The 25,596-nt window shown below is 58.9% G+C and carries 21 protein-coding genes, 1 tRNA gene and 1 pseudogene; 9 read left to right on the forward strand and 14 right to left on the reverse strand.

Translation table 11 applies throughout. The features are described 5' to 3' along the window. Nucleotides 1–18: 18 nt before the first annotated feature. From M1D68_RS14940 to M1D68_RS14965, 6 genes are all read right to left on the reverse strand, one after another. Complete coding sequence (locus M1D68_RS14940) at nucleotides 19–912, reverse strand: dihydrodipicolinate synthase family protein (protein WP_457967414.1); 894 nt, start codon at nucleotides 910–912, stop codon at nucleotides 19–21. Nucleotides 913–916: 4 nt separating this feature from the next. Beyond that, nucleotides 917–2,413 (reverse strand): aldehyde dehydrogenase, encoded by a 1,497-nt coding sequence (locus tag M1D68_RS14945; protein WP_457967416.1) that lies wholly within the window; start codon nucleotides 2,411–2,413, stop codon nucleotides 917–919. A gap of 443 nt (nucleotides 2,414–2,856) precedes the next feature. Then, nucleotides 2,857–3,381: a serine hydrolase domain-containing protein gene (locus M1D68_RS14950; protein WP_457967418.1), complete on the reverse strand. Its 525-nt coding sequence runs from the start codon at nucleotides 3,379–3,381 to the stop codon at nucleotides 2,857–2,859. A gap of 530 nt (nucleotides 3,382–3,911) precedes the next feature. Beyond that, a complete protein-coding gene (locus M1D68_RS14955; RefSeq protein ID WP_457967420.1) occupies nucleotides 3,912–4,292 on the reverse strand; it encodes a response regulator in 381 nt (126 codons plus the stop codon). A gap of 202 nt (nucleotides 4,293–4,494) precedes the next feature. Continuing rightward, complete coding sequence (umuC, locus tag M1D68_RS14960; protein WP_457967422.1) at nucleotides 4,495–5,772, reverse strand: translesion error-prone DNA polymerase V subunit UmuC; 1,278 nt, start codon at nucleotides 5,770–5,772, stop codon at nucleotides 4,495–4,497. Continuing rightward, nucleotides 5,765–6,190 carry a LexA family protein gene (locus M1D68_RS14965; protein ID WP_457967424.1) on the reverse strand — a complete coding sequence of 142 codons (426 nt, stop codon included), beginning with the start codon at nucleotides 6,188–6,190 and terminating at the stop codon, nucleotides 5,765–5,767. The genes umuC and M1D68_RS14965 overlap by 8 nt, the downstream gene beginning before the upstream one ends. 196 nt (nucleotides 6,191–6,386) lie before the next feature. On the opposite strand from M1D68_RS14965, the pseudogene M1D68_RS14970 reads away from it, so the two are divergent. Next, a pseudogene (locus M1D68_RS14970) lies at nucleotides 6,387–7,014 on the forward strand (SOS response-associated peptidase family protein). Nucleotides 7,015–7,941: 927 nt separating this feature from the next. Here M1D68_RS14970 and M1D68_RS14975 read toward each other — a convergent pair. The 7 genes from M1D68_RS14975 to M1D68_RS15005 all read right to left on the reverse strand — a co-directional run bounded on the left by M1D68_RS14975 (nucleotide 7,942) and on the right by M1D68_RS15005 (nucleotide 13,938). Continuing rightward, nucleotides 7,942–9,783, reverse strand: coding sequence for a tyrosine-type recombinase/integrase (locus M1D68_RS14975; RefSeq protein ID WP_457967426.1), 1,842 nt, complete (start codon nucleotides 9,781–9,783; stop codon nucleotides 7,942–7,944). Nucleotides 9,784–10,018: 235 nt separating this feature from the next. After that, nucleotides 10,019–10,094, reverse strand: a tRNA-Gly gene (locus M1D68_RS14980). 62 nt (nucleotides 10,095–10,156) lie between these two features. After that, nucleotides 10,157–10,717 (reverse strand): CDP-diacylglycerol--glycerol-3-phosphate 3-phosphatidyltransferase, encoded by a 561-nt coding sequence (pgsA, locus tag M1D68_RS14985; RefSeq protein ID WP_457967428.1) that lies wholly within the window; start codon nucleotides 10,715–10,717, stop codon nucleotides 10,157–10,159. A gap of 32 nt (nucleotides 10,718–10,749) precedes the next feature. Continuing rightward, on the reverse strand, nucleotides 10,750–12,573 hold the full coding sequence (gene uvrC, locus M1D68_RS14990; protein ID WP_434648027.1) for an excinuclease ABC subunit UvrC: 1,824 nt from the start codon (nucleotides 12,571–12,573) through the stop codon (nucleotides 10,750–10,752). A gap of 2 nt (nucleotides 12,574–12,575) precedes the next feature. Further along, nucleotides 12,576–13,217: a response regulator transcription factor GacA gene (gene gacA, locus M1D68_RS14995; RefSeq protein WP_003200277.1), complete on the reverse strand. Its 642-nt coding sequence runs from the start codon at nucleotides 13,215–13,217 to the stop codon at nucleotides 12,576–12,578. Nucleotides 13,218–13,346: 129 nt separating this feature from the next. Next, nucleotides 13,347–13,775: a GNAT family N-acetyltransferase gene (locus tag M1D68_RS15000; protein WP_457967432.1), complete on the reverse strand. Its 429-nt coding sequence runs from the start codon at nucleotides 13,773–13,775 to the stop codon at nucleotides 13,347–13,349. Nucleotides 13,776–13,785: 10 nt separating this feature from the next. Continuing rightward, nucleotides 13,786–13,938 carry a hypothetical protein gene (locus M1D68_RS15005; RefSeq protein WP_434606423.1) on the reverse strand — a complete coding sequence of 51 codons (153 nt, stop codon included), beginning with the start codon at nucleotides 13,936–13,938 and terminating at the stop codon, nucleotides 13,786–13,788. Between the two features lie 570 nt (nucleotides 13,939–14,508). On the opposite strand from M1D68_RS15005, the gene M1D68_RS15010 reads away from it, so the two are divergent. Further along, nucleotides 14,509–15,579: a 3-deoxy-7-phosphoheptulonate synthase gene (locus M1D68_RS15010; protein ID WP_457967434.1), complete on the forward strand. Its 1,071-nt coding sequence runs from the start codon at nucleotides 14,509–14,511 to the stop codon at nucleotides 15,577–15,579. Between the two features lie 75 nt (nucleotides 15,580–15,654). On the opposite strand, the gene M1D68_RS15015 is transcribed toward M1D68_RS15010, so the two are convergent. Further along, nucleotides 15,655–16,707, reverse strand: a complete 1,053-nt coding sequence (locus M1D68_RS15015; RefSeq protein ID WP_457967436.1) for a hypothetical protein — start codon at nucleotides 16,705–16,707, stop codon at nucleotides 15,655–15,657. 324 nt (nucleotides 16,708–17,031) lie between these two features. On the opposite strand from M1D68_RS15015, the gene M1D68_RS15020 reads away from it, so the two are divergent. The 7 genes from M1D68_RS15020 to M1D68_RS15050 all read left to right on the forward strand — a co-directional run bounded on the left by M1D68_RS15020 (nucleotide 17,032) and on the right by M1D68_RS15050 (nucleotide 25,503). Beyond that, nucleotides 17,032–17,916 (forward strand): esterase/lipase family protein, encoded by an 885-nt coding sequence (locus M1D68_RS15020; protein WP_434559481.1) that lies wholly within the window; start codon nucleotides 17,032–17,034, stop codon nucleotides 17,914–17,916. Nucleotides 17,917–17,989: 73 nt separating this feature from the next. Beyond that, nucleotides 17,990–18,271: a peptidylprolyl isomerase gene (locus M1D68_RS15025; RefSeq protein ID WP_042610373.1), complete on the forward strand. Its 282-nt coding sequence runs from the start codon at nucleotides 17,990–17,992 to the stop codon at nucleotides 18,269–18,271. Between the two features lie 129 nt (nucleotides 18,272–18,400). Next, on the forward strand, nucleotides 18,401–20,269 hold the full coding sequence (locus M1D68_RS15030; protein ID WP_457967440.1) for an extracellular solute-binding protein: 1,869 nt from the start codon (nucleotides 18,401–18,403) through the stop codon (nucleotides 20,267–20,269). Beyond that, nucleotides 20,269–21,327 carry a microcin C ABC transporter permease YejB gene (locus M1D68_RS15035; protein WP_434559485.1) on the forward strand — a complete coding sequence of 353 codons (1,059 nt, stop codon included), beginning with the start codon at nucleotides 20,269–20,271 and terminating at the stop codon, nucleotides 21,325–21,327. Before M1D68_RS15030 ends, M1D68_RS15035 begins: the two co-directional genes overlap by 1 nt. Next, on the forward strand, nucleotides 21,327–22,349 hold the full coding sequence (locus M1D68_RS15040) for an ABC transporter permease (protein ID WP_420763555.1): 1,023 nt from the start codon (nucleotides 21,327–21,329) through the stop codon (nucleotides 22,347–22,349). The genes M1D68_RS15035 and M1D68_RS15040 overlap by 1 nt, the downstream gene beginning before the upstream one ends. 13 nt (nucleotides 22,350–22,362) lie before the next feature. After that, nucleotides 22,363–23,943: an ABC transporter ATP-binding protein gene (locus M1D68_RS15045; RefSeq protein ID WP_457967443.1), complete on the forward strand. Its 1,581-nt coding sequence runs from the start codon at nucleotides 22,363–22,365 to the stop codon at nucleotides 23,941–23,943. 144 nt (nucleotides 23,944–24,087) lie between these two features. Next, complete coding sequence (locus M1D68_RS15050; protein WP_420763553.1) at nucleotides 24,088–25,503, forward strand: sigma-54 interaction domain-containing protein; 1,416 nt, start codon at nucleotides 24,088–24,090, stop codon at nucleotides 25,501–25,503. Nucleotides 25,504–25,596 lie beyond the last annotated feature (93 nt).

Consider the following 25,596-nt stretch of genomic DNA (forward strand, 5'->3'; position numbering starts at 1 on the left):
GACTTGCTCCCAGGATCGTCAGGCGAGTTCGGACTCGAGAGCGATCAAAGGCTCAAGGGCTGTCTTAAGCACGGCGATCTTCTCAGCAGGCAGACGCGCCAACGGTCGGCGAGGATTACCCGCGCCATAGCCGGTGATCTCGGCACCGGCATACACCGATTGCACGTAATCACCCTGCCAGATCAACGACATCGCCGGCTCGATCGCCCGCCAGATCTCCCGGGCACGGGCCCAGTCCTGCCCCATGGCGGCCTTCACTACCGCCACACAAGAATGCGGCGCCATGTTCGCCCCGCCCCAGATCAGGCCCGCCGCACCGGCAAAGAGCGCGTAGGGCACCAGGGGGTCGGCACCGTTCATGGTCGGTAGGCCAGTACGGATCAGCGACGCCTGCGCGGCGAGATCGCCGCTGCTGTCCTTGACCGATACGAAGTTCGGAATTTCGCTCAACTGGCGAAACAGATCGGGAGTCACTTCGACGCCCACCGCCTGTGGCACGTTGTAGCCGATGATGAGCAGCCCGGCTTCGGACACCGTGGAGTAGAAGTCAACGATGCCCTGGTCGTCGGTTGGGCCTTCGAAAAACGGTGGGAGCACCATGACGCCATCGGCTCCACATTCGGCAGCATGGCGGGTGCGCTCCACCACCTCGTCGACCAATAACGCAGAGGTCTGCACGATGACGCGAGCGCGCCCATTGATGACTTTGGCGCCGAAGGCAACCAATTGCCTGGATTCTTCCTTGCTCAGGTACACATGCATGCCGGTCCCGGAACTCAGGACAAAACCCTGCACGCCGGCAACCAGGTAGCGCTCAAGCAATGTCTCGAAACGCAGATAGTCGATCTTGCCTTGGGCATCGAAAGGCGTAGTAACGGCCAGGTTGATGCCGGAAAAAGCGAATGCGGACATTGAATCAAGCCCCTTCTTCATCGCTGGAGAGATCCAGCCAAATGGTTTTCAACTGGGTGTACTGATCGTGGGCATGCAGCGAGTTGTCGCGGCCACCAAAACCTGATTGTTTGTAACCGCCGAAGGGTGTGGTGATGTCACCTTCTCCAAACGAGTTGATGGTCACTGTCCCGGCCTTGAGGGCGCGGGCGACACGCATCGCTCGCTTGCCGTTGTCCGTGAACACCGAGGCGGCGAGTCCGTAGTCCGTGTCGTTGGCCACTGCCACCGCTTCTTGGAGGCTGGTGACGGTGATTACCGTGAGGATTGGGCCGAAGATTTCTTCGCGCGCAGGTCTCGCGTCATTGCTTGAGGCCTCGATGATGGTTGGGTGTACATACCGGCCCTGGCTGGTCTGCCCACCGAAGAGCACCGGCTCACCCTGACCCAGGTAGGAGCTGACCTTGCTGAAATGTTCGGTGGACACCAACGGGCCAACGCGGTTGGCCGGATCGAGTGGATCACCCACATGCCAGTCGCTGGCGAAATGCTTGATGCGCTCGACCAGGGCGTGCTTGATGTCCTCATGCACGATCAATCGAGAGATGGCGGAGCAGTTCTCCCCCATGTTCCAGAACGCACCATTCACGATGTGCGAGGCAACACTGTCCAGATCACTGACATCGTCCAGGACGATGCAAGGATTCTTTCCACCCATCTCCAGCACCACTTCCTTGAGATTGGTCTCGGCGGAGTATTTCAGGAAGCGACGCCCGGTATCTGTCGAGCCCGTGAAAGAGATGACGTCGATATCAGGGTGACGGCCAATGGGCTCACCGACCTCAGCCCCGCCGCCGGTCACGACGTTGAAGACCCCGGCGGGGATGCCAGCTTCCAAGGCCAACTGAGCAACGCGCAGGGTCGTCAACGGGGTTTCTTCCGCCGGCTTGACCACCAAGGAGCAACCCGCAGCCAGCGACGGGCCTATTTTCCAGGCCAGCATCAACAGCGGAAAGTTCCAAGGCAAGACCAGGCCAACCACGCCGATCGCCTCACGGACAACCAGCGCGAGATGCCCATCGGACGCCGGTGACACCTGGTCATAGATCTTGTCGATGGCCTCGCCGTGCCAGCGCAGGCAATTAATGGTTTCCGGCACATCGACTGTCTGGCAATCGAAAATGGTCTTGCCGCTGTCCAGGCTTTCCATCACCGCGAGTTCCACTGCGTTTTCTTCAATCAACGTCGCCAGGCGCAAGATTGCCTGCTTACGCGCACTGGGATGACGCTGTGACCAACGACCATCATTGAAAGCGGCCCGCGCCGCAGTGACGGCCACGTCCACATCGGCTGACGAACAAGCGGCCACATCGGCGAGGTGCTCGCCATTGGCGGGATTGACCGTGCTAAACGTTGCGCCGGAAAGTGCCGAACGTATTTCACCATCGATCACAGCCTTGTTTGGCAAGGTCAGTTGCCGAGCAATCGACTGGTATTCTTCTGTTGTTTTCAACTGAGTCATTTTTGATCTTCCCGCGCACGTGTTTTTTGAGCGATAGAGTTCCCGGCAACGTCAGTTACCGAATCGGCACAAAGGGGCAATAGTTGCTGGTTAGAATGCTGGTTAGATTCGACATCGAATAACCGGCGCCCAGTGGAAACTGAATTTCCTAGCAGCGAATACGACAGGAACCGCGCCGATATCAACCAGCACTCGCATTTGTTCGATCAGGGAATAGTGGTCATTCCTTCACCTTGAGATACGCGTTACGTTCTTGGCTCTCAAGGTGAAAGAATAAAGACAGGCGGGAACGGCACACAGCGACTTTTATGTGGAGCAACTGATGATCTGCGGTTATGTACGGGCTTCGTCCGGCTCCTCGAACGCGCCCCTGTCGAACTGTGCCAGGAGCCAGTCACGCAGCTTACAGCAGCTTGCATCGCGCGCTTTGTCTTCATTGAAGTTCAAATAGTGAAGGGTTTCCTTATGCACCAGTTTTTCCTCGATCGGGCAGTGTGGGTTAACAAGTCTAAGATTGTAATTTTCTTGTTCGCAATCTCAGTTCTTACCGGTTCGTCCGCTGATTGATCTGGTGCGGAAGCAACGCGAATGTTGCTGAACGATGGAATGTATTTTTCGATCGGATCGGTTAGTTTTAATTTCCCCTGTTCCTGGAGTTGCATGACTGCTATCGCTGTGACAGTTTTAGTCATTGAACCAAGCGGAATCAAAGCATCTTGGGGCATTTGGATCTTGTTATCTTTATCCATATAGCCGAAGGCCTTGATGTACTTACTCTGGTCGTTCGAAACGACGACAATGGCACCTGCAATTTTGCCGTCCCTCACAGTCTTAGTGAAGTATTTTTCGATGGCCGCAGGGCGTTGATTTTGAGAGAGGGTACTGTTTGGAATTGCATGCGCCAGATTCGTGAGCATAATTACTGCCGCGCTGACCAGCACTTTGATCTTGAGTTTTTTTATAGTCATTTTATGCCTGATTACCTCTCGATAGGGTGGGCTTTATGCGAGCGCCACACAACGAATCTAGAGCAAGCGCCATCATTTGACTAAGTCAAATCTTACTGCTGTGTCGCGTATAGATAAGGACTGAGAATATAAACCTATTGAATCGCTCTACAGCGGGTGTTAGCTAGCGCCCGCCGTAGAATAGACATCGATTTTATGAGTCGATGTTCGTGCGCGGCCCAATCTTCTAAGCGTCAGCATGACGTGAGGGTGTACCACATTGGGTCACGCTAACAGACGTGCATTCAATAATGGTGCTCAAATGGGTGAGCACCTGCTGCACCATGCTTCATGCCTGAGCAACCTGTTGCCAAGTCCCATACCACTGCCAGCCATAGCACGGTGGTAGCTTACTGAACACCTCAGCAGGACCTGGCAAATGGAATGATTCTCATGGGGCCGGCTCACTTTCAACACATCCTGCGATCCAGCTGCGGAGCGGCTGCTTCATTTGCATGAACAATGGGTATCTACCGAGCAAGAGATGTGGGCTAAAGTACATCCCTCATCAAAGCTACCAAATCGCTGACGGCCCAAGGTTTCTGCAAATATCGGGTTGGGCTAGGCACTGTTTCCGGTAGAAATGGATACCCTGATGTGAGTATCGAACCTATGGCAGGCCATTTCCCCCTTACCATCCGGATGAAATCCATACCATTGATTTGCCCAGGAACACCGTAGTCAACAATCACAAGGCAACATTGGACTTGAGATTGAAGAAGGTAAATCAGTGCGTCATCGGCTGATCCGAAAGCGACAGTTCTTGCTCCGACATCTTCCAAGATTTCGACCATGATCAAACGCAGCGTTTCATCATCCTCGACGATCAACACTTCGCCTTCAAAGCCGATCTCTATCCAATTTGTGATCATAGTCTGTCCCTGCCTGAACCGGCTTTCAGAAGCAGTCACCACAAGCGAATATTCCCTTATATCGCGATTCCACTACGATCACGTAACGCTTAGCTAAGCGTAGCTCACTCAACTTTTGCTGCGTCGGTTCCTACGCTTCTCGTGCAGAAAGACGGTCGTACAGCCAGAACCAAGAAAGCAGAGCGGTGGATATGGCTATTAATCATCGACAGGACACCTGCCACAGCTGATCCAGCTTGGTCGTGTAGCTCTGGCTCATCAGCTCCCGGCGCATGGCCCATTCAGGATTTGCAGGCACGCAGGCTGAACGCAGCGTCCCCCTGCCCCATCGCCCGTTGATCTGATCCAGCACTGCCATCAGCTTCGTGGCGTCGGTAGGCTGAGTGGTGGCAAACAGGTCGTCCGTATACTCCCCTTGCTGACGAAGGTTCATCAACAGCACCTCAGCCTTGCTGTACTTGAAGCCTGGCCGGAAAACGCGGTCAAGCGCGCCCACCGCAGCATTGGTCAGTAACCGCACATCGTCGGTGGGGTACGGCAGGTCAATCAACACGCCATTGGCATACTTCGCTTCCTCCGGATTGAACATGCCAGTGCGGATGCTGACGCGGATCTTCTTGCACAGCGACTTTTGCGCCCTGAGTTTTTCCGAGGCCCGCATCGTATAGGTGGCCACAGCCTCCTTGATCGGTGCTAGGTCCGTGAGCCGCTTACCAAACATTCGGCTACAGCAAATCTCCTGCTTTTGCGGGTCCGGCTCGTCCAGCTCCAGGCACGGCGTGCCGGCCAGCTCCCGGGCGGTCTTCTCGATCACCACGCTGAATTTTTTGCGAAGCGTCCACGGGTCGGCCTTCGCCAGGTCCATCGCGGTCTTGATGCCCATGGTGTCCAAGTGAAGTTTCATCTTGCGACCGACTCCCCAGACCTCGGACACGTCGGTGTTGCGCAGCACCCAGTCGCGCTTGAAAGGGTCGCAAATGTCGACCACGCCGCCCGTTTGCACTTGGAGCCGCTTGGCCGTGTGATTCGCCAGCTTTGCCAGGGTTTTCGTGTGAGCGATCCCGACCCCAACCGGGATGCCGGTGCAGCGCAGTACCTGGCTGCGGATCTTTCGCCCGAGGGCATCCCGGCCGTCGATGCCGGTGAGATCCGCGAAGGCTTCGTCGATGCTGTAAACCTCGACGGCCGGCACCATCGATTCAATGAGGGTCATCACGCGTTCGCTCATGTCACCGTAGAGCGCGTAATTCGACGAGAACGGGACGATGCCGTGCCTCTGCAGCTTGTGCTTGATCTGGAAATACGGCTCGCCCATTTTCACGTAGGACTTGGCGTCGTAGCTGCGAGCGATCACACACCCGTCGTTGTTGCTCAGTACCACAATGGGGACGCGGGCCAGGTCCGGACGGAACACTCTTTCGCAACTGGCGTAGAAGCTGTTGCAGTCGATCAGGGCGAAAACCGGCTGGGCTTTAGACATGGCTGCGCACGCTGCAGGTGATGACGCCCCAGATAACCAGCTCGTCGCCCTCGAGCACGTATCTCGGTGGATATTTTGGGTTCTCGGACAGGAGAATCACCTCCTTTCCACGAATGCACAGGCGTTTGCACACGGGTTCGTTGTTCAGCAGCGCCACGACGATGTGGCCGTGCGCAGGTTCCATCGCACGATCCACAACGGCTATGTCCCCTTCAAAGATCCCAGCGCCCTGCATGCTCTCCCCGGCGATGGATACCAGGTAGACATGTGGGGCGCGAATATTCAGAACCTCATCCAATGAGATGTGCGCTTCGATGTGGTCCGCCGCCGGAGACGGAAAGCCGGCGGGCACTCGAAACGAACACAAGGGCAGCTTCAAGCCACCCTCAGCAATAGGGCCCAAAATCGAAAAGCTCATGACGGATCACTTCCAGAAACCTGTACAGATATACAGTTAACGTTGTACAAGTTTTGCGGTCAATTTCTTGTAAGAATATTCGGACAGATGGCTGAGCAGGCCCACGCTGATACAGGTCACGGTCGTGCGCCGCTTACCTGTGCTTCGTAGACGGATCGCCCGCTGGACTACGCTGACGTTAACCAGAGGACTGAGCATGCCGAACGCCATGGTCAGTACCGTGGGCGATCAGCCCTTAGGACGCTATAACGGCTTACCCTCGAATCAGTTCGCACTCCTCCAACGTTCTACACGCCGATATGGTGCGTTGGGGCTCGAAGCCGCATTGGGCGAAGGATAGAACCCCGGTGAATGCTAGGGTCGAGAAAGTTGCGCACGGTCCTTACTACAAGTCGAACTGGCCGCACCGAGCACTGGCTCCAATCAACAGTTGGTTGGAATGGGTGGATGAAGGCGGGCCAAAAAAGCAGCCGTATTTGATCCGCCCAAAGGACCTAGCGCCGATTTTGTGCGCTGCCATCGATCAGTACCCGACGGGAGCCTGGGAGCCACTGGAGCATGACGGCTTCGTGATCATCACCGCTGACAGCCAGGGAGGCATCGTGAAAATCCATGATCGCTGCCCTGTGGCGCTGAATGCGGAACTGGAGCGGGAATGGATCGACCCCGCCACACCCACAGAGCGCGCCGAACAAATTGTGCTGCTGCAGGGCGAACCTAGCGAGGTCTTCGAGTGGTTCTGGGTTGACCAGGCCGTGGGGAATGTTCGCAATCAGGGGGCAGCCCTGATCCAATCGGTTTCCTTATTCGATCCACAGAAATAGTGTTATTTACACTTTTCGTGTAACACCTGCCCTGCGAAACTTATTCCTACACATAGGCTACCGCACCCAATAAAATCGGGCACTTCAACAAAATTAGAATTTCGTGGAACAACATAGTACGAAATCTTAACCGAAAAATAGAGCAGGAGATCTACACGTAAAGTGTTGTTAACAGCTTATGAAACTACACTATTGAATCTCCTCTACCACCGGACATCTTTGCCCTAGGGCTAAAGGCGTATACACCCTCACACCAGCGAAGCCGCTCTGCTTTTAGGAGGGCTCAAGGTGTATGTCGTCGTCTCATTTAATTATTTCTTAAAACATCCGTTGACGACCGAGCCGATAAACATTTAGTTTATTAACAGCCCTACCCAACGCCCACAAACACCGCGCCTATCAGCGTGGCGAGTTTCTTTGCGAGAAGAAGAAATGAACATAGTTATTTTATTGACGGCGACTGTTGTATTGCTTATCAGGATCTCTGAGCTGCTAGAACGATGGGGCATTGGTTGCCCAGGCTTCTTTTTTTTGATTTCAAACGGGAACTGACAGTCTGCTCCCCTAGACTTGAGCGGGTCAGCCCGGGCGATAGAGGAAATGCCGCTGCTGAGAAGCCCCCTCAGAACAAGCCTCCTAGCGCTGCCGGCTCCCAATTCATGATCACCAGTTCACCGCTGAGCTAGGCCTTGCCGGGCTTCTTTTTCCAGCTGCTGACCGTATCGCCAGCCTTGGACCGCCCAGGCGATGGCCGCCGAAGCGGCGACTAAAACGCACGGTAGAAGGCCGGCAACCAACACGCGGTATTGCAGCGGAATCAGGTCGACTAGACGCATAACACCGTCGGCAGGCCTCGACTACAGTTCCGTGCCAAGCAGTACTCAAGCAAGCGGTGACACCCATTTGTCACCGCGCTAGGACAGCAACTCAGCTTGGGCTCAGGGCGCTGCAAACGATCCGCACAGTCGCGTCGAAATTCTCCGGTGTGAGCACATCGATTGGCGCACGCCTCTTCAGTCGCTCATAAGGCTCACAGACCGCCCGATAAAGCCTCCACACATCGACATCCGGAAATCGCGCTAACGCCGCAAGCACCAACTTGTGCCGCAGTGGATCAAGCTGCCAATCGGGAATGCGCTGACCACGATTCCCCAGGCTAAGGGAAAGCAGACGCCGAGCCTTGATATCACGGTTGATCTGATCTCGGGATTTGCCAGCCAATTTAGCAAAAACCAGTAACGGCAAATTACTAGCGGCCTCATAAATGGCAAGCATCTCGGCACGTTCTCGCTGGATGTCAGACACGTGAGATTGATGCGGCTTTTCAGTCGGGACCGGGTGAGGTACGACAGGCAACTGATGCAACATAATAAGAGCTGGTTCGTTACTAACCGAAGCCTTGGGCACCGAGACGGTTGCCTTTGGAAAGGTTTCGTTATACTGAATGGGATTCGTGTTCGCGTTTTCCAACGACGGCAGCGAAGCTGCCCCCTCCAATCGGATAGTAAGCGGAGAGCTTGCCGCTTTCAGCTGGCCCTGCCCCCACAGATCCAGACGGTTCGCCCAATCCTGCATCATGGTCCGACGCTGCTCGACATACTCCGCATGATTGTAGGCTGCACTCACCTTGTCCGGATCCGCATGAGAAAGCTGAGCATCAACCCACACCTTCGGGTATCCGATCTCGTTCAGTGCCGTCGAGATCGTCGCCCTCATCCCATGACCGGTGAGTTGATCAGCATACCCCATCCGGCGTAGCGCACCATTCAACGTGTTCTCGCTGATACGCTTGCTCAGATCGCTCCGATGCGCAAACAAGTAGCGCTGCGCGGGAACAACCTGGTCCAGCAAATGACGCACAATCTCCAGCGCCTGAACCGACAGCGGCACGATATAAGGCGGTACATTTTGGGTCTGCTTACCTGGCTTTCGCATCGCTAACTGGAGTTGTTTCACCACTTCCGCCGGTATGACCCACAAGCGCTTCTCCAGATCGAACTGGTCGGGTGTCGCCAATCGCAATTCGCCCGTGCGGACACCGGTCAGCAGCAACAACCGAAGGCCAAGCCTAGTTTGGCTGGCGCCACCGTAGTTTCGAAGAGCAGCCATCAATGCAGGGAGCTCGTCCATACGAAGGAATGGATTGTGCGTAACCGGAGGTTTGGGGAGTGCGACAACGTCGAGGTCTGACGCTGGATTGTGCTCCAGCCCCTCGATCTTCACCAGCGCATAGCGGAACAATTGGTTAAACCAGGTCCGGCATTTTTCGGCTGTCGTTAAGGCCTTGCGCTGTTCGATCCTGCTCAATAAATCCAGCAGATCGTGACGATTAATATCGTAGATGGACCGCCCGCCCAGGGTGGGCAAGACGTCTTTATTGAAGATTCGCAAGATCTGCGAGAGCGTGCTTTGACGCCCTTCCTTCAGGCTCAGCCTGCGGAACTCCACCCACTGATTGAACACAGCCTCGAAGGTGTGCTCCGCCGCAAAACGAACAGCACGACGCTGCTGCTTACGGTGCTCATAGGGATTGATGCCTTGGGCGACCAAGGCACGCGCTTCGTCACGTCGAGTACGGGCTTCTTTGAGGCTGATTTGCGGATAACTACCCAGAGACATGCGCTTCTGCACGCCCGCCCAGTAGTATCTGAAACGCCAGATTTTCCCGCCGCGGGCGGTCACGTTGAGCGCGAGCCCATCCGTGTCGCCTATCGTGTAGTCATTGCCGGTGATTCGGGCTTGCCGAACGGTGGTATCCGAGAGTGCCATAGCGAGCTCCTGAACAGAGTCAGGGCCAGATGCTCGTCTCGCTATCCAAGCTGCTCCAGCAAAAAACCGATTCAGTGCACATCTAAATCCAAGATCCTCATTCGGGACTTAAATCGGGACTTAAAAGCACTGGATGGAGCTGGATTTCAGTGGTTCCCGCTGGAACAAAAAAAGGGCCTAAAGGCCCTTATTTCAATCACTTACAGAATTCAGTGGAACTCTGTAGCGCAATATTTGGAGCGGGAAACGAGACTCGAACTCGCGACCCCGACCTTGGCAAGGTCGTGCTCTACCAACTGAGCTATTCCCGCGTCTTGGTGTGGCGCATTCTATAGAATCCAAACACGCCGTCAACCCTTTGATTCAAAAAAGTTTATTTCGGATGTACGTCAGTCCGCAGGTGCGGCCAGGCGGCGCGCAGGTATTGGACCATCGACCATAGCGTCAGCCCAGCGGACACCAGCAGCAAGGCATAACCCAACAGCACCCAAAAACTGAAATCCGAGGGGTTGGCCAGCAGAATCACCAGGGCCAGCATCTGCGCGGCGGTTTTCCATTTTCCGAGGTTCGACACGGCTACCTGGGCGCGGGCGCCCAGCTCGGCCATCCACTCACGCAGCGCCGATACGACAATTTCTCGCCCGATGATCACCGCCGCCGGCAGGGTCAGCCAGAGGTTGCCGTGTTCCTGCACCAGCAGCACCAGGGCCACCGCGACCATCAGTTTGTCGGCCACTGGGTCTAGGAACGCGCCGAACGGCGTGCTCTGCTCCAGGCGGCGAGCCAGGTAGCCGTCGAGCCAGTCCGTCGCGGCTGCGAAGGCAAAGACCGAGGCGGAGGCCACGTAGCTCCAGTGGTACGGCAAATAGAACAGCAATATGAAGATCGGGATGAGCAGGACGCGTAGAACGGTAATCAGGTTTGGGATATTCATCGGCACAACTGGCTACGAGGTTGACGGGCATTCTACTCGCTATGCAGGTTTGCATAAATCGACTCTGCGAGCTTTTTACTGATACCGGGTGCTTTGGCTATCTCCTCGATGCTGGCACGAGACAGTTCCTGCAATCCACCAAAATGTTTCAATAGATCGCGCCGGCGCGTCGGCCCGACCCCTGCCACGCCTTCCAGCGTGGAGGTGCGGCGGGTCTTGCCTCGGCGGGCACGGTGGCCGGTGATAGCGAAACGGTGGGCTTCGTCGCGGATCTGCTGGATCAGGTGTAGCGCCGGCGAATCCCCTTTCAACGTGAACTCGTGGGCCGCGTCGTTCAGGTACAACGTCTCGAAACCGGCCTTTCGCGTCGCGCCTTTGGCCACGCCGAGCAGGATCAGGTCAGGAACGGCCAGCTCGTTGAGGACGTCCCGGGCCATGGACAACTGGCCCTTGCCGCCGTCTACCAGAAGGACGTCCGGCAACTTGCCCTCCCCGTCCTTTATCTTGCTGAAACGCCGCATCAATGCCTGATGCATGGCGGCATAGTCATCGCCAGGGGTAACGCCTTCGATGTTGTAGCGACGGTAATCGGACTTGATCGGACCTTCCGGGCCGAAAACCACGCAGGAGGCTACCGTTGCCTCGCCGCTGGAGTGGCTGATGTCATAACACTCCAGCCGTTGCGGCGGCTCGTCCAGGTGGAGGACATCGGCCAGGGCATCGAACCGCGCCGCGACGTGCTGACGGTTGGCCAAGCGTGCGCCAAGGGCCTGTTCGGCGTTGGTCACGGCCAGTTGCTGCCAGCGCGCACGGGTGCCACGCACACGGTGGCTGATGGTCAGTTCGCGACCGCGAAGCTTTTCGATGGCTTCGATCAAGGCCGGAAAGTCCTCATGAACCACGTTGACGATTAACTCGCTGGGCAAGTCGCGTTCCGGACTGCTGATGTAGTACTGGCCCAGGAAAGCGGCCATGACTTCGGAGACGTCTTCCTCGATCCCTACTTGGGGGAAGAAGTTCTTGCTGCCCAAAACCCGGCCGCCCCGCACGTTGATCAAATGCACACAGGCGCCGCCCGGGTTGATGAACGCGGCCACGATATCGACGTCGCCGCTGCCGCCTTCCATGCTTTGCTGGTCCTGAACCCGGCGCAGCAGCCCGATCTGGTCGCGAAGCTCAGCGGCGCGTTCGAATTCGAGATTGATCGAGGCCTCTTCCATGGCGGCCGACAGCTCATCGGTCAGCGCATTGCTACGCCCCTCCAGGAACATGACCGAGTGACGCACGTCTTCGGCGTAGACCTCGGGCTCCACCAGGCCGACACAGGGCGCCTTGCAGCGTTTGATCTGGTGTTGCAGGCAGGGCCGGGTGCGGTTCTTGTAGTAGCTGTCTTCGCATTGGCGTACGAAAAAGGTTTTCTGCAACAGGCTCAGGCTTTCACGGATGGCCCCGGCACTGGGGTAAGGACCGAAATATCGGCCCTTGGCCTTCTTGGCTCCGCGATGAATGCTCAGGCGCGGAAACGCCCCGTCGGACAGAAACACGTATGGATAGGATTTGTCGTCGCGCAGCAGAATGTTGTACGGCGGCCGCCATTCCTTGATCAGCGTCTGCTCAAGCAGCAACGCCTCGGTTTCATTGGCGGTGATGGTGGTTTCGATCTGCGCGATGCGACCCACCAGCGCGGCCGTCTTCGGTGCCAGGCCAGTCTTGCGGAAGTAGCTGGCCAGGCGCTTCTTGAGGTTTTTGGCCTTACCGACATAAAGCAGGCGCGCGTCGCTGTCGAACATGCGGTACACGCCGGGGCGGCCGCTGCACGTGGACAGGAAAGCACTTGGATCAAACTGTTCGGTCATTATCAGGCGCTGGCGTCGACCATGCCATGACGCACCGCCAGCAGCGTCAACTCGACGTCACTGCTGATCGAAAGCTTTTCGAAGATACGGTAACGGTAGGTATTGACGGTTTTGGGCGACAGGCACAATTTGTCGGAAATAATCTGGACCTTCTGGCAGCCGACGATCATCAGCGCAATCTGGATTTCTCGCTCGGACAGCGCATCGAAGGGCGAATCGTTGGTCGGCTGGAAAGACTTGATCGCCAATTGCTGGGCGATTTGCGGGCTGATGTAGCGTTGTCCGGCAAATACCAGGCGGATGGCCTGGACCATCTCGTTCAAGCCAGCGCCCTTGGTGAGATAGCCCGCCGCCCCCGCTTGAAGCAGCCGGGTGGGAAACGGGTCTTCTTCACAGACGGTCACCGCGACGACCTTAATGTCCGGATGGCTACGCAACAGTTTTCGCGTGGCTTCAAGACCACCGATGCCCGGCATCTTGACGTCCATCAGCACCACGTCGGGTTTCAATTCACGCGCCTTGATCAGGGATTCTTCCCCGGATTCGGCCTGGCCAACCACCTGCAGGCCATCGATGTCAGCCAGCATTCGTGTTATGCCCGTACGGACGAGATCATGGTCGTCGACCACTAACACCCTAATCAAGCAGACACCTCACGATTTGGTCTTGTATGGGTTGCCCACACCTTAGCAAAAAGCACTCGGCAGACCTAGCGCAAACGGGCAGATAAAAGTTACAACAAATCTTCAGATCCAATATCCGACGCCTCAAGCCTAAGCGTCTCGCTGCATCCTCAGGAAACATTCATCCTCACCGACCACCCGCAGCCCCATGCGTTCATAGAGACCGCGGGCCGGGTTGTCCTTGAAAACGGTGAGCCGCAACGCCGGTCGATGCTCATTTGCCACCATCGTCCAGACCTGTCCGATCGCCCAGGTTCCGGCACCCTGCCGACGAAACGCCTCATCGATCTGCAACTCCCGAATGTACAAGGCGCGAGCATCACGACTGAGACTGACGAAACCCAGCGCCTGTTCATTGCGCTGAAGAATCCAGTTCTGGCGGATGACCCAGGCCAGATCGAACGCTTCGTCCTGCCACAGCAAATCATGGCGAAGGTAATAGGGAAGCATATTGCTGCAAGTCAATTGACGTGCGAATTCAACGTCACCGACTTCAGCCGGGCGCCATACAAAACTCATTGAAACCTCGTCACAATGCCACGGGCTCACCCGCCCAACGACCGTCGTCGCGGCGAGCGATGACCAACAGCTCTTCCACGCCTGGGGCCGCTGCCATTAGCGTGCCATCCGGGTCATTGTCGACTTCGGTGATTGAAATTGGCACAACGCTGGAGTTTGTCATAAAGCCCGTCGGATTCAAGCGATGGGGTTGTTATTAAAAGGCCATAGCATTTTCTTATTGAACGGCCGCCCCGCGCTCTTGTAAGCTCCAGATCATTCATCGGAGACACAGCATGTCCAGCGCCCTTTCACCGCTTCAACCTACCAGCGCCTCGCGCTCGGTTGCGGCTGCCTGGGCGAACGACGTGCCAACTTCGGTCAGCTTTTATTTTGGGTATTGGTTTAGCCACTGGCGCGCCTGATACCCAACCGGCGCCCATTTTAAACGGGTCGCCTTCCAGAGTTTTCCAAACCCCCGGTCGGCCTCCCGACCGGGGGTTTTGTTTTTCAGGCCCCAGACATACGCAGCATCACACCACTTGAGGATCGAACCATGAACTACGCCACTTATTACCGTTACGACAGTTTTTCCGCCTGGCGATTTACCAGCCACCGCTCGGGACAGCCTGCCGCCTCCGATCGGTCACCTATCGGTGGCATGCCAACGTTGCGGGCCATTACGGCCAATTGTCGAACACCCAACTAGGGCCGGCGCGGGAACGAACCCGCTGCTCGCCCAGGAAGCCAGATCATGAATTCGTCCGTCTTCGCTTTGCCGCTGTCCACGCTCAGCCCTGCCAATGAAACCTTGACCCTGCGCCTGCCAAGCGCGTTGCAACTCAAGCAACAACTGCCGCTAGACAGCGTATTGAGCCAACAAGTTGGCGCCCATCGCCAGGCCATCCGCGCCATCCTCGGCGGCGAGGATTCCCGCCTGCTGGTCATCGTCGGCCCCTGCTCCATCCACGACCCGAAATCCGCGCTCGAATACGCCGCCAACCTGGCTCGCCTTGCCCGGGAAGTCAGCGACAGCATGCTGTTGGTGATGCGCGCCTACGTGGAAAAGCCCCGCACCACCGTGGGCTGGAAAGGCCTGGCCTACGACCCCCATCTCGATGGCAGCGACGACATGGCCACCGGCCTCGAGCTGTCGCGGGAGTTGATGCGTGAGATGCTCCGACTCGGCCTGCCCGTGGCCACCGAGCTGTTGCAGCCGATGGCCGCCGGTTACTTCGACGACCTGCTTAGCTGGGTCGCCATTGGTGCGCGCACCACTGAATCGCAGATTCACCGGGAAATGGCCAGCGGTCTGGGCATGCCGGTCGGTTTCAAGAACGGCACCGACGGCGGGGTTGGCATCGCCTGCGATGCCATGCGCTCCGCGGCGCACCCCCATCGACATTTCGGCGTCGACAGCCAAGGGCATCCGGCGATCATCCAGACCCAAGGCAACCCTGATACGCACCTGGTCCTGCGCGGCGGCCACCGCGGCCCGAACTACGATCGCCAAAGCGTGGCGCAGATTCACGCCGACCTCGCCCGCCTCAACATCCCGGCCCGCGTCCTGGTCGATTGCAGTCACGCCAACAGTGGCAAGGATCCGCTGCGCCAGCCCCAAGTGTTCGAGGACGTGCTGCAACAGCGCTTGCAAGGCAACAAGGCCCTGATCGGCATGATGCTCGAAAGCCACCTCTTCGAAGGCTGCCAACCGTTGGGGCCGGCGATGCGCTACGGCGTGTCGGTGACCGATGGATGCCTTGGCTGGGAGTCCACCGAGCAGTTGCTGCGCCAGGCTCATCGCAGGTTGCGATTGGGCGTCTGAGTTTTGGACCCGTTCATGCCGTGGCGCGGGAGCTGGCTCCCTTTTGCCACGGTTTTTTTCATTGCGGATCCTTCGTTACGGCCTGGCGCGAACTTCAATGGTGATCTCCGGCGAGCGCTGGCTTACATCATCCAGACGCTCAACCTGATAGAACAGGCGGACCGATTGGCCGCCCTGCTCCTGCCAATAGGCAATCGGCACCGTGAAGACAACTGGCTGGCCGGCCGTGGCCTCGGTGATTTCCCGCTCCTGGGCATCCGAGTAGCTGCCGTCGCATTGCAACCAGACCCGTTCGCCCGCCTCCAGCCCTACGCCGTCGATCACCACCGTCGCTGCGTCATGGAGCCCGTCGACATCCAGTTCACCCTCCATCAACTCCAATACCCTCGGCGCCACCAGCGCTGGGCGTACCAGAGGACCGATCCAGACGGACAGCGGCTCGGCTCGACGTATCGAATGTCCGCGCCTGACGACATAGGCCACGGTCAACGAGTGCCCGATATGGGAAGCGATGTCTCCATGATCGATCCAGAACGATACTTTTTCGCCCACTGCATGAGCCTCTATGTCCAGCACATCCCGCCACAATGGCTTGGAGTCGCGGCTGGCCAGAAGGATCAGTCGATCACCGGCCGCCATTCGCGAATAAGGCCGCACGGTCATCGTCGTGCCTTCAGGCACCCGCCCCGGATCAAGGTGCCCACCCACCGCATCATTGGCGATGGGTGGCAGCAGCAGCGGCGCCACGTCGCCAATTTGCAGCTGAAGGGCCTGTGAGGCCAATGCGGTCGGCAACTGCTTGCCAATGACCCGGTACGAAATGTCCAGCGAGCCGCCGTCGAGTTCGGCGATATGCGGTTCGCGTACAACAAAGACAAGCTCGCGCCCGACCTGCCGCTCCGTGACGAACCGGCGAATTTGATGGTGGTACTGCTCGCCTTCGTTATTGAGCCCGCGCCAATACAACATCAGCTCGTCGCCACAGGACATGAGCGGGTACGGCTTGACGGTGATGACGGCCTTGCTCCAGGCAGGGTCGACGATGCCTTCGCGGGCCCTCGCCAGCAAAGGCGCGGGCAGCTTTCGCGATGGAGGCCGGCTTTTTCGTACAGTTGATTCAATGGTCATTTCCAGGCTCCAGTCCCTTGGAAAGGGGCACCGCTTCCATAGCGACACCGGATGAAACCATTAGAACTCTCCGGCCCGGGACGCGCAGCCAGACGAGGCGACAAGTTGCGTGGTCTCTCGCTCCTTGAGATGTGGCTTGAAGGGCAATCGGTTATCGGAAGCGTCCGAAACCGCAGGAGCCGCCTGGCTTTTGAGGAAAATTTCTCGCGCTTTCTATTCCTGTTTCCGCAGCTAGTAACGGTTTGGTCCTACACCGCTCACTAACGGCCTGGATTAGAGTGGTGCCGCAAACTCAACATGAACCTCTTCGAAAAAGGTACGAACATGCAACGGAATGCAACCACCCGCTTTCCCATCCTTTTGGTACATGGTTTGTTCGGGTTCGACAGGGTCGGCCCGCTCGAACTTTTTCACGACGTCAGACAGGCGTTGTGCAATGCCGGCGCCCGGGTATTCGTCCCGTACGTGTCGGCCACCCACTCCAACGAAGCGCGCGGCGAACAGTTGCTGGCTCAGATGGACCGGGTTCTCGAAGGAACCGGGGCCGCGAAGGTCAACCTTATCGGCCACGGGCAGGGCGCGTTGGCCGCTCGTTATGCCGCCGCCCTGGCGCCCGGCAGTGTCGCCTCGGTCACCTCCGTCAGCGGCCCCAACCAAGGGTCGGAACTCGCTGACTTCCTGCGCAAGGCCCTCACGCCTGGTCGTTTGCCGGAACACGTGGCGAACCGGGTCGCCACGCTTTTCGCCGATTTCATTTCACTGCTCAGTGGCCAGGCACAGCTTCCGCAAAACGCTATTGCAGCGCTGGCGGCGCTGACTACCGAAGGCGTAGGCGCATTCAATGACAGGTATCCGCAAGGCTTGCCCCGACATTGGGGCGGCAACGGGCCGCAATTGGTTAACGGCGTGCGGTATTACTCTTGGAGTGGCACGGTGCAGGAAACCGTGAAACAAGCCGGCAATAGCGCGCCCGATCCGTTGCATGACTTCTGCCGCGCTTTTTCCGAATATTTCACCACCGAGGCGGGACAGAACGATGGCATCGTCGGACGCTTCAGCTCCCACCTGGGCAAGGTGATCCGCTCCGACTACCCAATGGATCACTTGGACACCCTCAACCAGGGCGCTGACGGAGGCTGGCGCAAGGGAAACGATCCGATGGAGCTCTACGTGAAACATGCAGAACGCTTGCGGATCGTCGGACTCTGACGCAATTTTGGCAACAACCGCGGACTGATTCCGGTAGGCTGGGCGTTTTACGACACTGAAAGGAAGTACCTCCATGGCCAAAGCCACTGCCCGCCACATCCTGGTTTCCAGCGAAGACAAGTGCAACGAACTCAAGGCCCAGATTGAAGCTGGCGCTGATTTTGCTGAAGTCGCCAAAACCAACTCCACATGCCCATCCAGCCGTCAGGGCGGCGACCTGGGCTCGTTCGGCCCGGGCCAGATGGTCAAGGAGTTCGACACCGTGGTGTTCAGCGCTCCGATCAATGTGGTTCAAGGCCCGGTCAAGACCCAGTTCGGCTATCACCTGCTGGAAGTAACCAGCCGCCAGGACTGATTTCGGTTTATCGACACGACGGTCCGCCTTAGGGCGGGCTGTCATGCTTGAGCCATGCGAAGGGCTGGCGATCAGCGCGTCCCTCGCGTACAAATCGCACTCATCGATCACCCGGCTTTAAGGCTGACAATGCGACTGGCTTTTCCCTCCTGGCTGTTCACTGCCGTGGTGCTGCTGACGGGCGCCGCAGGCGTGAATGCCGCCCCCCAACATGCCCTGACCGTTTATGGCGAACCGGCCAAGTACGCCGAAGGCTTCGCCCATTTTGCCTACGCCAATCCCCAGGCCCCCAAGGGCGGGACGATGCGCCGCTCGGCCGTGGAGATCGGCCATTTCGACCATGTGCTGCCTTATATCGACAAAGGCATCGGCGTCAGCCAGGTCGACGGCATGCTCTATTCGCCGCTGGCCCAACGCTCCCTGGACGAACCCTATACCGTCTACGGCCTTGTCGCCGAAAAAATGGAACGCGCCGAAGATGGCCTGTCCCTGCGCTTCTACCTCAATCCCAAGGCGCGTTTCGCCGATGGCAAGCCCATCACCGCGCAAGACGTGCGCTACAGCTTCGACCTGCTGATGACCCAGGGCAGCCTGCGCTATCGCACGCAGTTCGCCGCCGTCAAAGGTGTCGAGGTGGAATCGGAACGAACCGTTCGCTTCGACTTCAAGAATAACGAAAGCCGCACCCTGCCCCTGGACATCGCCACCTTGCCGGTTTTTCCCGAGCACTGGTGGAAGAGTCGCGACTTCGCCAACGGCGGCGGTTACGAGGCGCCCCTGGGCAGCGGACCGTACAGGGTGAGCAAGGTCGACTCGGGCCGCAGCATCACCTTCGAGCGCAACGCCGACTGGTGGGGCAAGGACCTGCCGGTCAGCCGCGGGCTCTACAACTTCGACCACTTCAGTATCGAATACTTCGGCGACACCGACGTGGCCCGGCAGGTCTTGCGTGGCGGCGCCTACGATTACAACCGCGAGTTCTCCGCCACGGGCTTTTCCATCGGCTACGACAGCCCGGCCCTGCGCGACGGTCGGCTGCAAAAAGCCCACCTTGCCACCGAGGCGCCCCAGCCGGCCCAGGGTTTTGTGTTCAATCTGCAACGGCCACAATTCCAGGACCGCCGCGTACGCCAGGCGCTGGCCATGCTCTGGGACTTCGAGTGGAGCAATCGCCAGATGATGCGCAACCTCTATGTGCGCCAGCAGAGCTTTTTTTCCAACACCGACCTCGCCGCCCGGGAGCTCCCCGACGCGGGGGAACTGGCGATTCTCGAACCGCTGCGCGGCAAAGTACCGCAAGAGGTGTTCACCCAGGTGTTCCAAGCGCCGAAGACCAACGGCAGCGGGGTCATCCGCGACAAGCAATTGCAGGCCCTGGCGCTATTGGAACAGGCCGGCTGGAAACCTGAAGGCGACCGCCTGGTCAATGCCGAAGGCGAGCCACTGAGCTTCACGTTCCTGGTCACGCAAAACGGAATAGACCGCTTGTTGTTGCCTTACAAGCGCACCCTCGCACAGATCGGCGTCGACATGCACATCCGGCGCATCGACTCGTCCCAGTACGTCAATCGCCTGATGAGCCGCGACTACGACATGATCATTACCGGCTACCCGGTCAGCACTTCGCCGGGCACGGAGCTTTACAATTATTTCGGCTCGGCGGCGGCCAACGACCCGGGAGCCAACAACTACATGGCCTTGCAGAATCCTGCCGTGGACGCCCTCATCGATGGCCTGGTCAAAGCCAGCACCCAGGACGACATGCTCCGCCATGCCCATGCGCTGGACCGGGTGCTGCAATGGAACTACTACTGGATTCCCAACTATTACCCGCCAGGCAGCTCGACGGTCTGGTGGAATCGCTTCGGCATGCCGAAAGTCCAGGCGAGCAATGACGAAGCCATCGAGAGCTGGTGGGAAGTCAGCACCGCGCCACTGACCAACGAACAGATGACCGCCGAACGCATCAAGCGTGGCTCGCCTGGAGGGCATCACTGATGTGGGCTTACATTGCGCGGCGCTTGCTGCTGATCATTCCCACGCTGGTGATCATCCTGCTGGTGAACTTCGTGATCGTCCAGGCCGCGCCAGGCGGGCCGGTGGAGCAGGCGATCGCTCACCTGCAGGGCATCGGCGGCGCCAGCGTCGGCAGCTCGGGCAATGCCATGACCGGTAGCTCCCGCGCCAGCCGAGGCCTGGATCCGCAATTGATCAAGGACATCGAAAAACAGTACGGCTTCGACAAGCCCGCCCATGAACGCTTGTGGCTGATGCTCACCAGCTACGCCCGCCTGGACTTCGGCAAAAGCTTCTTCCGCGGTGCCACGGTCACCGACCTGATTCTGGAAAAAATGCCGGTGACCATCTCCCTCGGGCTCTGGGCGACGCTGATCACCTACCTCGTGTCGATTCCCCTGGGGATTCGCAAGGCGGTACACCACGGTTCGGCATTCGATGTCTGGAGCAGCACCGCAATCATTATCGGCTACGCCATGCCGGCGTTCCTGTTCGCGATGTTCCTGATCGTGATCTTCGCTGGCGGCACCTCGCTCAATTGGTTCCCGGTGCGCGGGCTCGTCTCGGACAACTTCGAGTCCCTTTCGACGCTGGGCAAGGTCGCCGACTATTTCTGGCACCTGGTGCTGCCCGTCACGTCGTTGGTCATCGGCGGCTTCGCTACCCTGACGATCCTGACCAAGAACTCGTTCCTCAACGAAATCACCCGCCAATACGTGGTCACGGCGCGAGCCAAGGGGATGAGTGAACGACGCGTGCTGTATGGACACGTGTTTCGCAATGCCATGCTACTGGTGGTGTCGGGCATTCCCCAGGCGTTCATCAGCGTGTTCTTCGCCGGTTCTTTGCTGATCGAGGTGATCTTCTCCCTCGACGGCCTGGGACGCATGAGCTATGAGGCCGCCGTGTCCCGGGACTATCCAGTGGTGTTCGGCTCGCTGTTCATCTTCACGTTGTTCGGCCTGCTGATCAAACTCATCGGCGATCTTTGCTACACCCTGGTGGACCCGCGCATCGACTTCGCCGCGAGGAACGCCTGATGTTCAAGTTATCGCCCCTGGGGCGGCGGCGTTTCGAACGCTTCAGGAAAAACCGTCGCGGCTGGTGGTCGCTGTGGCTGTTCATCGGGCTTTTCGTCTTGACCCTGGGTGGGGAATTGATCGCCAATGACAAGCCCTTGGTGGTGAGCTACCAAGGCTCGTTGTATTTCCCGGTGTTCAAGCGCTACACCGAACAGCAGTTCGGCGGTCAATTGCCGTTCCAGGCTGACTATCGCAGCAGCTATGTGCAGGACCTGATTCACCAGGGCAACGGCTGGCTGCTGTTTCCGCCTATTCCTTTCAGCGACGACACGCCCAACTATGACCTTGAGCGGCCGGCCCCAAGCCCGCCGTCGAGCGTGAACTGGCTGGGCACCGACGACCAGGCACGGGACGTGATGGCACGCGTCATATTCGGCGCGCGGGTGTCGATCCTGTTCGCCCTGGCGCTGACCGCCATCAGCGCGCTGATCGGCATCGCCGCCGGTGCCCTGCAAGGTTACTACGGCGGCTGGGTGGACCTGCTGGGGCAACGCCTGCTAGAAGTCTGGTCCGGTTTGCCGGTGCTTTACCTGCTGATCATCCTGTCGGGTTTCGTCGAGCCTAACTTCTGGTGGCTGCTGGGTATCATGGCGCTGTTCTCCTGGCTCGCGCTGGTGGACGTGGTGCGTGCCGAATTCCTGCGCGGGCGCAACCTCGAATACGTGAAAGCCGCGCGGGCGCTGGGCCTGACCGACCGCAAGGTCATCGTGAGGCACATACTGCCCAATGCCATGAACGCCACCCTGAGCTACCTGCCGTTCATTCTCACCGGGGCGATCTCCACCCTGACAGCGCTGGATTTCCTGGGATTCGGCATGCCGGCCGGCAGCGCATCCCTGGGTGAGCTGATCGCGCAGGGCAAGCAGAACCTGCAAGCGCCGTGGCTGGGGCTGACGGCGTTTTTTACTTTGGCGCTGATTCTTTCTCTGTTGGTGTTTATCGGCGAAGCGTTGCGAGACGCGTTCGACCCTCGGTCATGAGCGGAACCTTTAGATGAGCGAAAACCTGATCGAAATCCGTGACCTGAGCGTGGCCTTCAACGGCCAGACGGTGGTGCGCAACCTGTGCCTGGACATCCGCCAAGGCGAATGCCTGGCGCTGGTGGGCGAGTCGGGCTCCGGCAAGTCGGTGACGGCCCATTCCATCCTGCAACTGCTGCCGGAAACCGGCACGCGCACCACCGGCAGCATTTGCTATCGCGGCGAAGAACTGGTGGGTGCCGAGGCCAAGACGCTACGGGAACTGCGCGGCAATCGGATCGCAATGATCTTCCAGGAGCCGATGACTTCGCTGAATCCGCTGCACAGCGTCGAAAAGCAGATCGGCGAAACACTGATGTTGCATCGCGGCCTGGGCGGCAAGGCCGCGCGCCAGCGCATCCTGGAATTGCTGGCCCTGGTCGGCATCCAGAAACCCGCCGAACGACTCAAGGCCTATCCGCACCAGCTATCGGGCGGCCAGCGCCAGCGCGTCATGATCGCCATGGCCCTGGCCTGCGAGCCGGAGCTTCTGATCGCCGACGAACCGACCACCGCCCTGGACGTAACGGTGCAGCGCAAGATCCTGCTGCTGCTCAAATCGTTGCAGCAGCGCCTGGGCATGTCCCTGCTGCTGATCAGCCACGACCTCAACCTGGTGCGCAGCATCGCGCAGCGGGTTTGCGTAATGAAAGCCGGGGAAATTGTCGAGCAGGCCCCCTGCGAAACCTTGTTCAGCGCCCCGCGCCACCCTTATAGCTGCGAACTGCTGAACGCTGAACCGGAAGGCGAAGCCCTGCCCCGGGACGAACGCGAAGACGTCCTGCAAGTGCAGGAACTGCGCGTCAGCTTTCCCCTCGGTGGCGGATTCTTCCGGCGCAAGCAGTACCTGCAAGCCGTGGACGGCATCAGCCTGAATATCCAGCGTGGCAAGACCCTGGGCATCGTCGGCGAATCCGGTTCCGGCAAATCCACTCTCGGCCAGGCCATCCTGCGGCTGATAGAGTCCGAAGGCAGCATTCGCTTCCAGGGCCAGGCGCTTGATCATCTGTCGCATAAAGAGCTTCGGCCATGGCGCAAGCAGATGCAGATCGTCTTCCAGGACCCGTTCGGCAGCCTCAGCCCGCGAATGTCAGTGCAACAGATCATCAGTGAAGGCCTGGAAGTCCACAGCCGGTCCAGTGCCGAGCAATGCGAAGCCCAGGTGATCCAGGCGCTCAAGGAGGTCGGCCTCGACCCGCAGAGCCGGCATCGCTACCCCCACGAGTTTTCCGGTGGGCAGCGCCAACGCATCGCCATTGCCCGGGCATTGGTGCTCAAGCCCGCCCTGATCCTGCTTGACGAACCTACGTCCGCCCTCGACCGCACCGTGCAAAAGCAGGTGGTCGCCCTGCTCCGCCAGCTCCAGGAAAAATACGGCCTGACCTACCTGTTCATCAGTCACGACCTGGCGGTGGTCCGCGCCCTGGCCCACGACATGATCGTGATCAAGGACGGCAAGGTGGTCGAGCAAGGCCCCAGCCATGATGTGTTCGATTCACCCCAGCACCCGTATACCAAGGAGTTGTTGGCGGCGGCGCATCCAGAGTGGGCATAATGCGGCGCATGGCGTAGCTTCGTGTCGCGCCCATCGCGAGCAAGCTCGCTCCCACATTGGCCGGTGTTGCACTGAAGGCCAAATGTGGGGGCGAGCTTGCTCGCGATGGGGGCCTGACAAGCAACACACAACCCGGATCCGATCATGAACTCCACCGAAAGCCTCAAGGATTACAAGCGCGTGCGTACGCTGGCGATCCGCTCGTTGTTCGAAATCATCGAGCAGTCCAGCGAAGGCACGGTGATCGTCGACCGCGATGCAAACATCGTCTGGATGAACGAGCGCTACGCTCGTCGCTTCGGCCTGAATTCGGCGCAAGAGGCCATCGGCCGGGCTTGCGAAAGCGTCATTCCGGGCAGCTTGTTGCGAGAGGTGGTGCGTACCGGGCGGCCGATCCTGCTGGACATGCAGGACACGCCCAAGGAACCGCTGGTGGTGATGCGCCTGCCGATCCATGACAGCGCCGGCGCGGTGATCGGCGCCATCGGTTTTGCCCTGTTCGACGAGTTGCGCAGCCTGTCGCCGATGCTCAAGCGCTACCTGAGCATGCAGGAAGAACTGGCCTCTACCCGCTCGCTGTTGCGGGCACGGCAGACCAAGTACAACTTTGCCCATTTCATCGGCACCAGCGCTGCGGGACTCGAGGTCAAGCGCCGTGCCCGGCGCAGCGCCAGCACCGACTCCCCGGTGTTGCTCCTCGGCGAAACCGGCACCGGCAAGGAGCTTCTGGCCCAGGCGATTCACGGTGCTTCGCCGCGTGCGCACAAGGCGTTTGTCAGCATCAACAGCGCCGCCATCCCCGAATCCTTGCTGGAAGCCGAATTCTTCGGCACCGCGCCAGGCGCCTTCACCGGTGCCGACCGCAAGGGCCGCGCCGGCAAGCTGCAAATCGCCCAGGGCGGCACATTGTTCCTCGACGAAATCGGCGATATGCCGCTGCCCTTGCAAAGCAAACTGCTGCGCGTGTTGCAGGAAAAGGAATACGAACCGGTCGGCTCCAATGAAGTACTGCAAAGCGATGTTCGGGTGATTGCCGCGACCTCCACCAACCTGGAGGCGGCGATCCAGCGTGGCGAATTCCGGGCGGATCTGTATTACCGCCTCAATGTGCTGCCCATCCAGGTCCCGCCGCTGCGCGAACGCCTGGATGACCTGCCGGCCCTGAGCGAGGCGATCCTCGAAGAATTGCGCAGCCAGCACGAACTGAATCCCGACGCCCTCGACCTGCTGGGCCAGCACGCCTGGCCGGGCAACATCCGGGAGTTGCGCAACGTGCTGGAACGGGCCGCGCTGCTCAGCGACGACCTGATGCTCACCGCCGCCGACATTCGTGCCGCCATCGGTACTTTCACGCCGGTGGTACGCGCGGCGAGTCCGAGCCTCGAGCCGTTGCCCCAGGAAACCTTCAGCCAGGCCCGGGCCCGATTCGATCGACATTTGATCGAGACCACCCTCGCGCAATGCGGTGGGCGGGTGATTGAGGCAGCCGAGCGGTTGGGACTGGGGCGGTCGACGCTTTACAAGAAAATGGTGGCGCTGGGGATTGCTGAGTCTCAGTAGAGAGACTCAATTCTCCATATTTGGACATATGGTTTGGAGCGCTTCGCGCTCATCGCGAGCAGGCTCGCTCCCACAGGAACTGGCGTTCTCCCT

It is taken from the genome of Pseudomonas sp. R4-84, from assembly GCF_054130985.1.

What these genes read in the sequence shown, in the direction of transcription:
- M1D68_RS14940 (WP_457967414.1), bottom strand. Translation starts at nt 912, where the DNA reads ATGTCCGCATTCGCTTTTTCCGGCATCAACCTGGCCGTTACTACGCCT.
- M1D68_RS14945 (WP_457967416.1), bottom strand. Translation starts at nt 2,413, where the DNA reads ATGACTCAGTTGAAAACAACAGAAGAATACCAGTCGATTGCTCGGCAA.
- M1D68_RS14950 (WP_457967418.1), bottom strand. Translation starts at nt 3,381, where the DNA reads ATGACTATAAAAAAACTCAAGATCAAAGTGCTGGTCAGCGCGGCAGTA.
- M1D68_RS14955 (WP_457967420.1), bottom strand. Translation starts at nt 4,292, where the DNA reads ATGATCACAAATTGGATAGAGATCGGCTTTGAAGGCGAAGTGTTGATC.
- umuC (WP_457967422.1), bottom strand. Translation starts at nt 5,772, where the DNA reads ATGTCTAAAGCCCAGCCGGTTTTCGCCCTGATCGACTGCAACAGCTTC.
- M1D68_RS14965 (WP_457967424.1), bottom strand. Translation starts at nt 6,190, where the DNA reads ATGAGCTTTTCGATTTTGGGCCCTATTGCTGAGGGTGGCTTGAAGCTG.
- M1D68_RS14975 (WP_457967426.1), bottom strand. Translation starts at nt 9,783, where the DNA reads ATGGCACTCTCGGATACCACCGTTCGGCAAGCCCGAATCACCGGCAAT.
- pgsA (WP_457967428.1), bottom strand. Translation starts at nt 10,717, where the DNA reads ATGAATATCCCAAACCTGATTACCGTTCTACGCGTCCTGCTCATCCCG.
- uvrC (WP_434648027.1), bottom strand. Translation starts at nt 12,573, where the DNA reads ATGACCGAACAGTTTGATCCAAGTGCTTTCCTGTCCACGTGCAGCGGC.
- M1D68_RS15000 (WP_457967432.1), bottom strand. Translation starts at nt 13,775, where the DNA reads ATGAGTTTTGTATGGCGCCCGGCTGAAGTCGGTGACGTTGAATTCGCA.
- M1D68_RS15005 (WP_434606423.1), bottom strand. Translation starts at nt 13,938, where the DNA reads ATGACAAACTCCAGCGTTGTGCCAATTTCAATCACCGAAGTCGACAAT.
- M1D68_RS15010 (WP_457967434.1), top strand. Translation starts at nt 14,509, where the DNA reads ATGAATTCGTCCGTCTTCGCTTTGCCGCTGTCCACGCTCAGCCCTGCC.
- M1D68_RS15015 (WP_457967436.1), bottom strand. Translation starts at nt 16,707, where the DNA reads ATGACCATTGAATCAACTGTACGAAAAAGCCGGCCTCCATCGCGAAAG.
- M1D68_RS15020 (WP_434559481.1), top strand. Translation starts at nt 17,032, where the DNA reads ATGCAACGGAATGCAACCACCCGCTTTCCCATCCTTTTGGTACATGGT.
- M1D68_RS15025 (WP_042610373.1), top strand. Translation starts at nt 17,990, where the DNA reads ATGGCCAAAGCCACTGCCCGCCACATCCTGGTTTCCAGCGAAGACAAG.
- M1D68_RS15030 (WP_457967440.1), top strand. Translation starts at nt 18,401, where the DNA reads ATGCGACTGGCTTTTCCCTCCTGGCTGTTCACTGCCGTGGTGCTGCTG.
- M1D68_RS15035 (WP_434559485.1), top strand. Translation starts at nt 20,269, where the DNA reads ATGTGGGCTTACATTGCGCGGCGCTTGCTGCTGATCATTCCCACGCTG.
- M1D68_RS15040 (WP_420763555.1), top strand. Translation starts at nt 21,327, where the DNA reads ATGTTCAAGTTATCGCCCCTGGGGCGGCGGCGTTTCGAACGCTTCAGG.
- M1D68_RS15045 (WP_457967443.1), top strand. Translation starts at nt 22,363, where the DNA reads ATGAGCGAAAACCTGATCGAAATCCGTGACCTGAGCGTGGCCTTCAAC.
- M1D68_RS15050 (WP_420763553.1), top strand. Translation starts at nt 24,088, where the DNA reads ATGAACTCCACCGAAAGCCTCAAGGATTACAAGCGCGTGCGTACGCTG.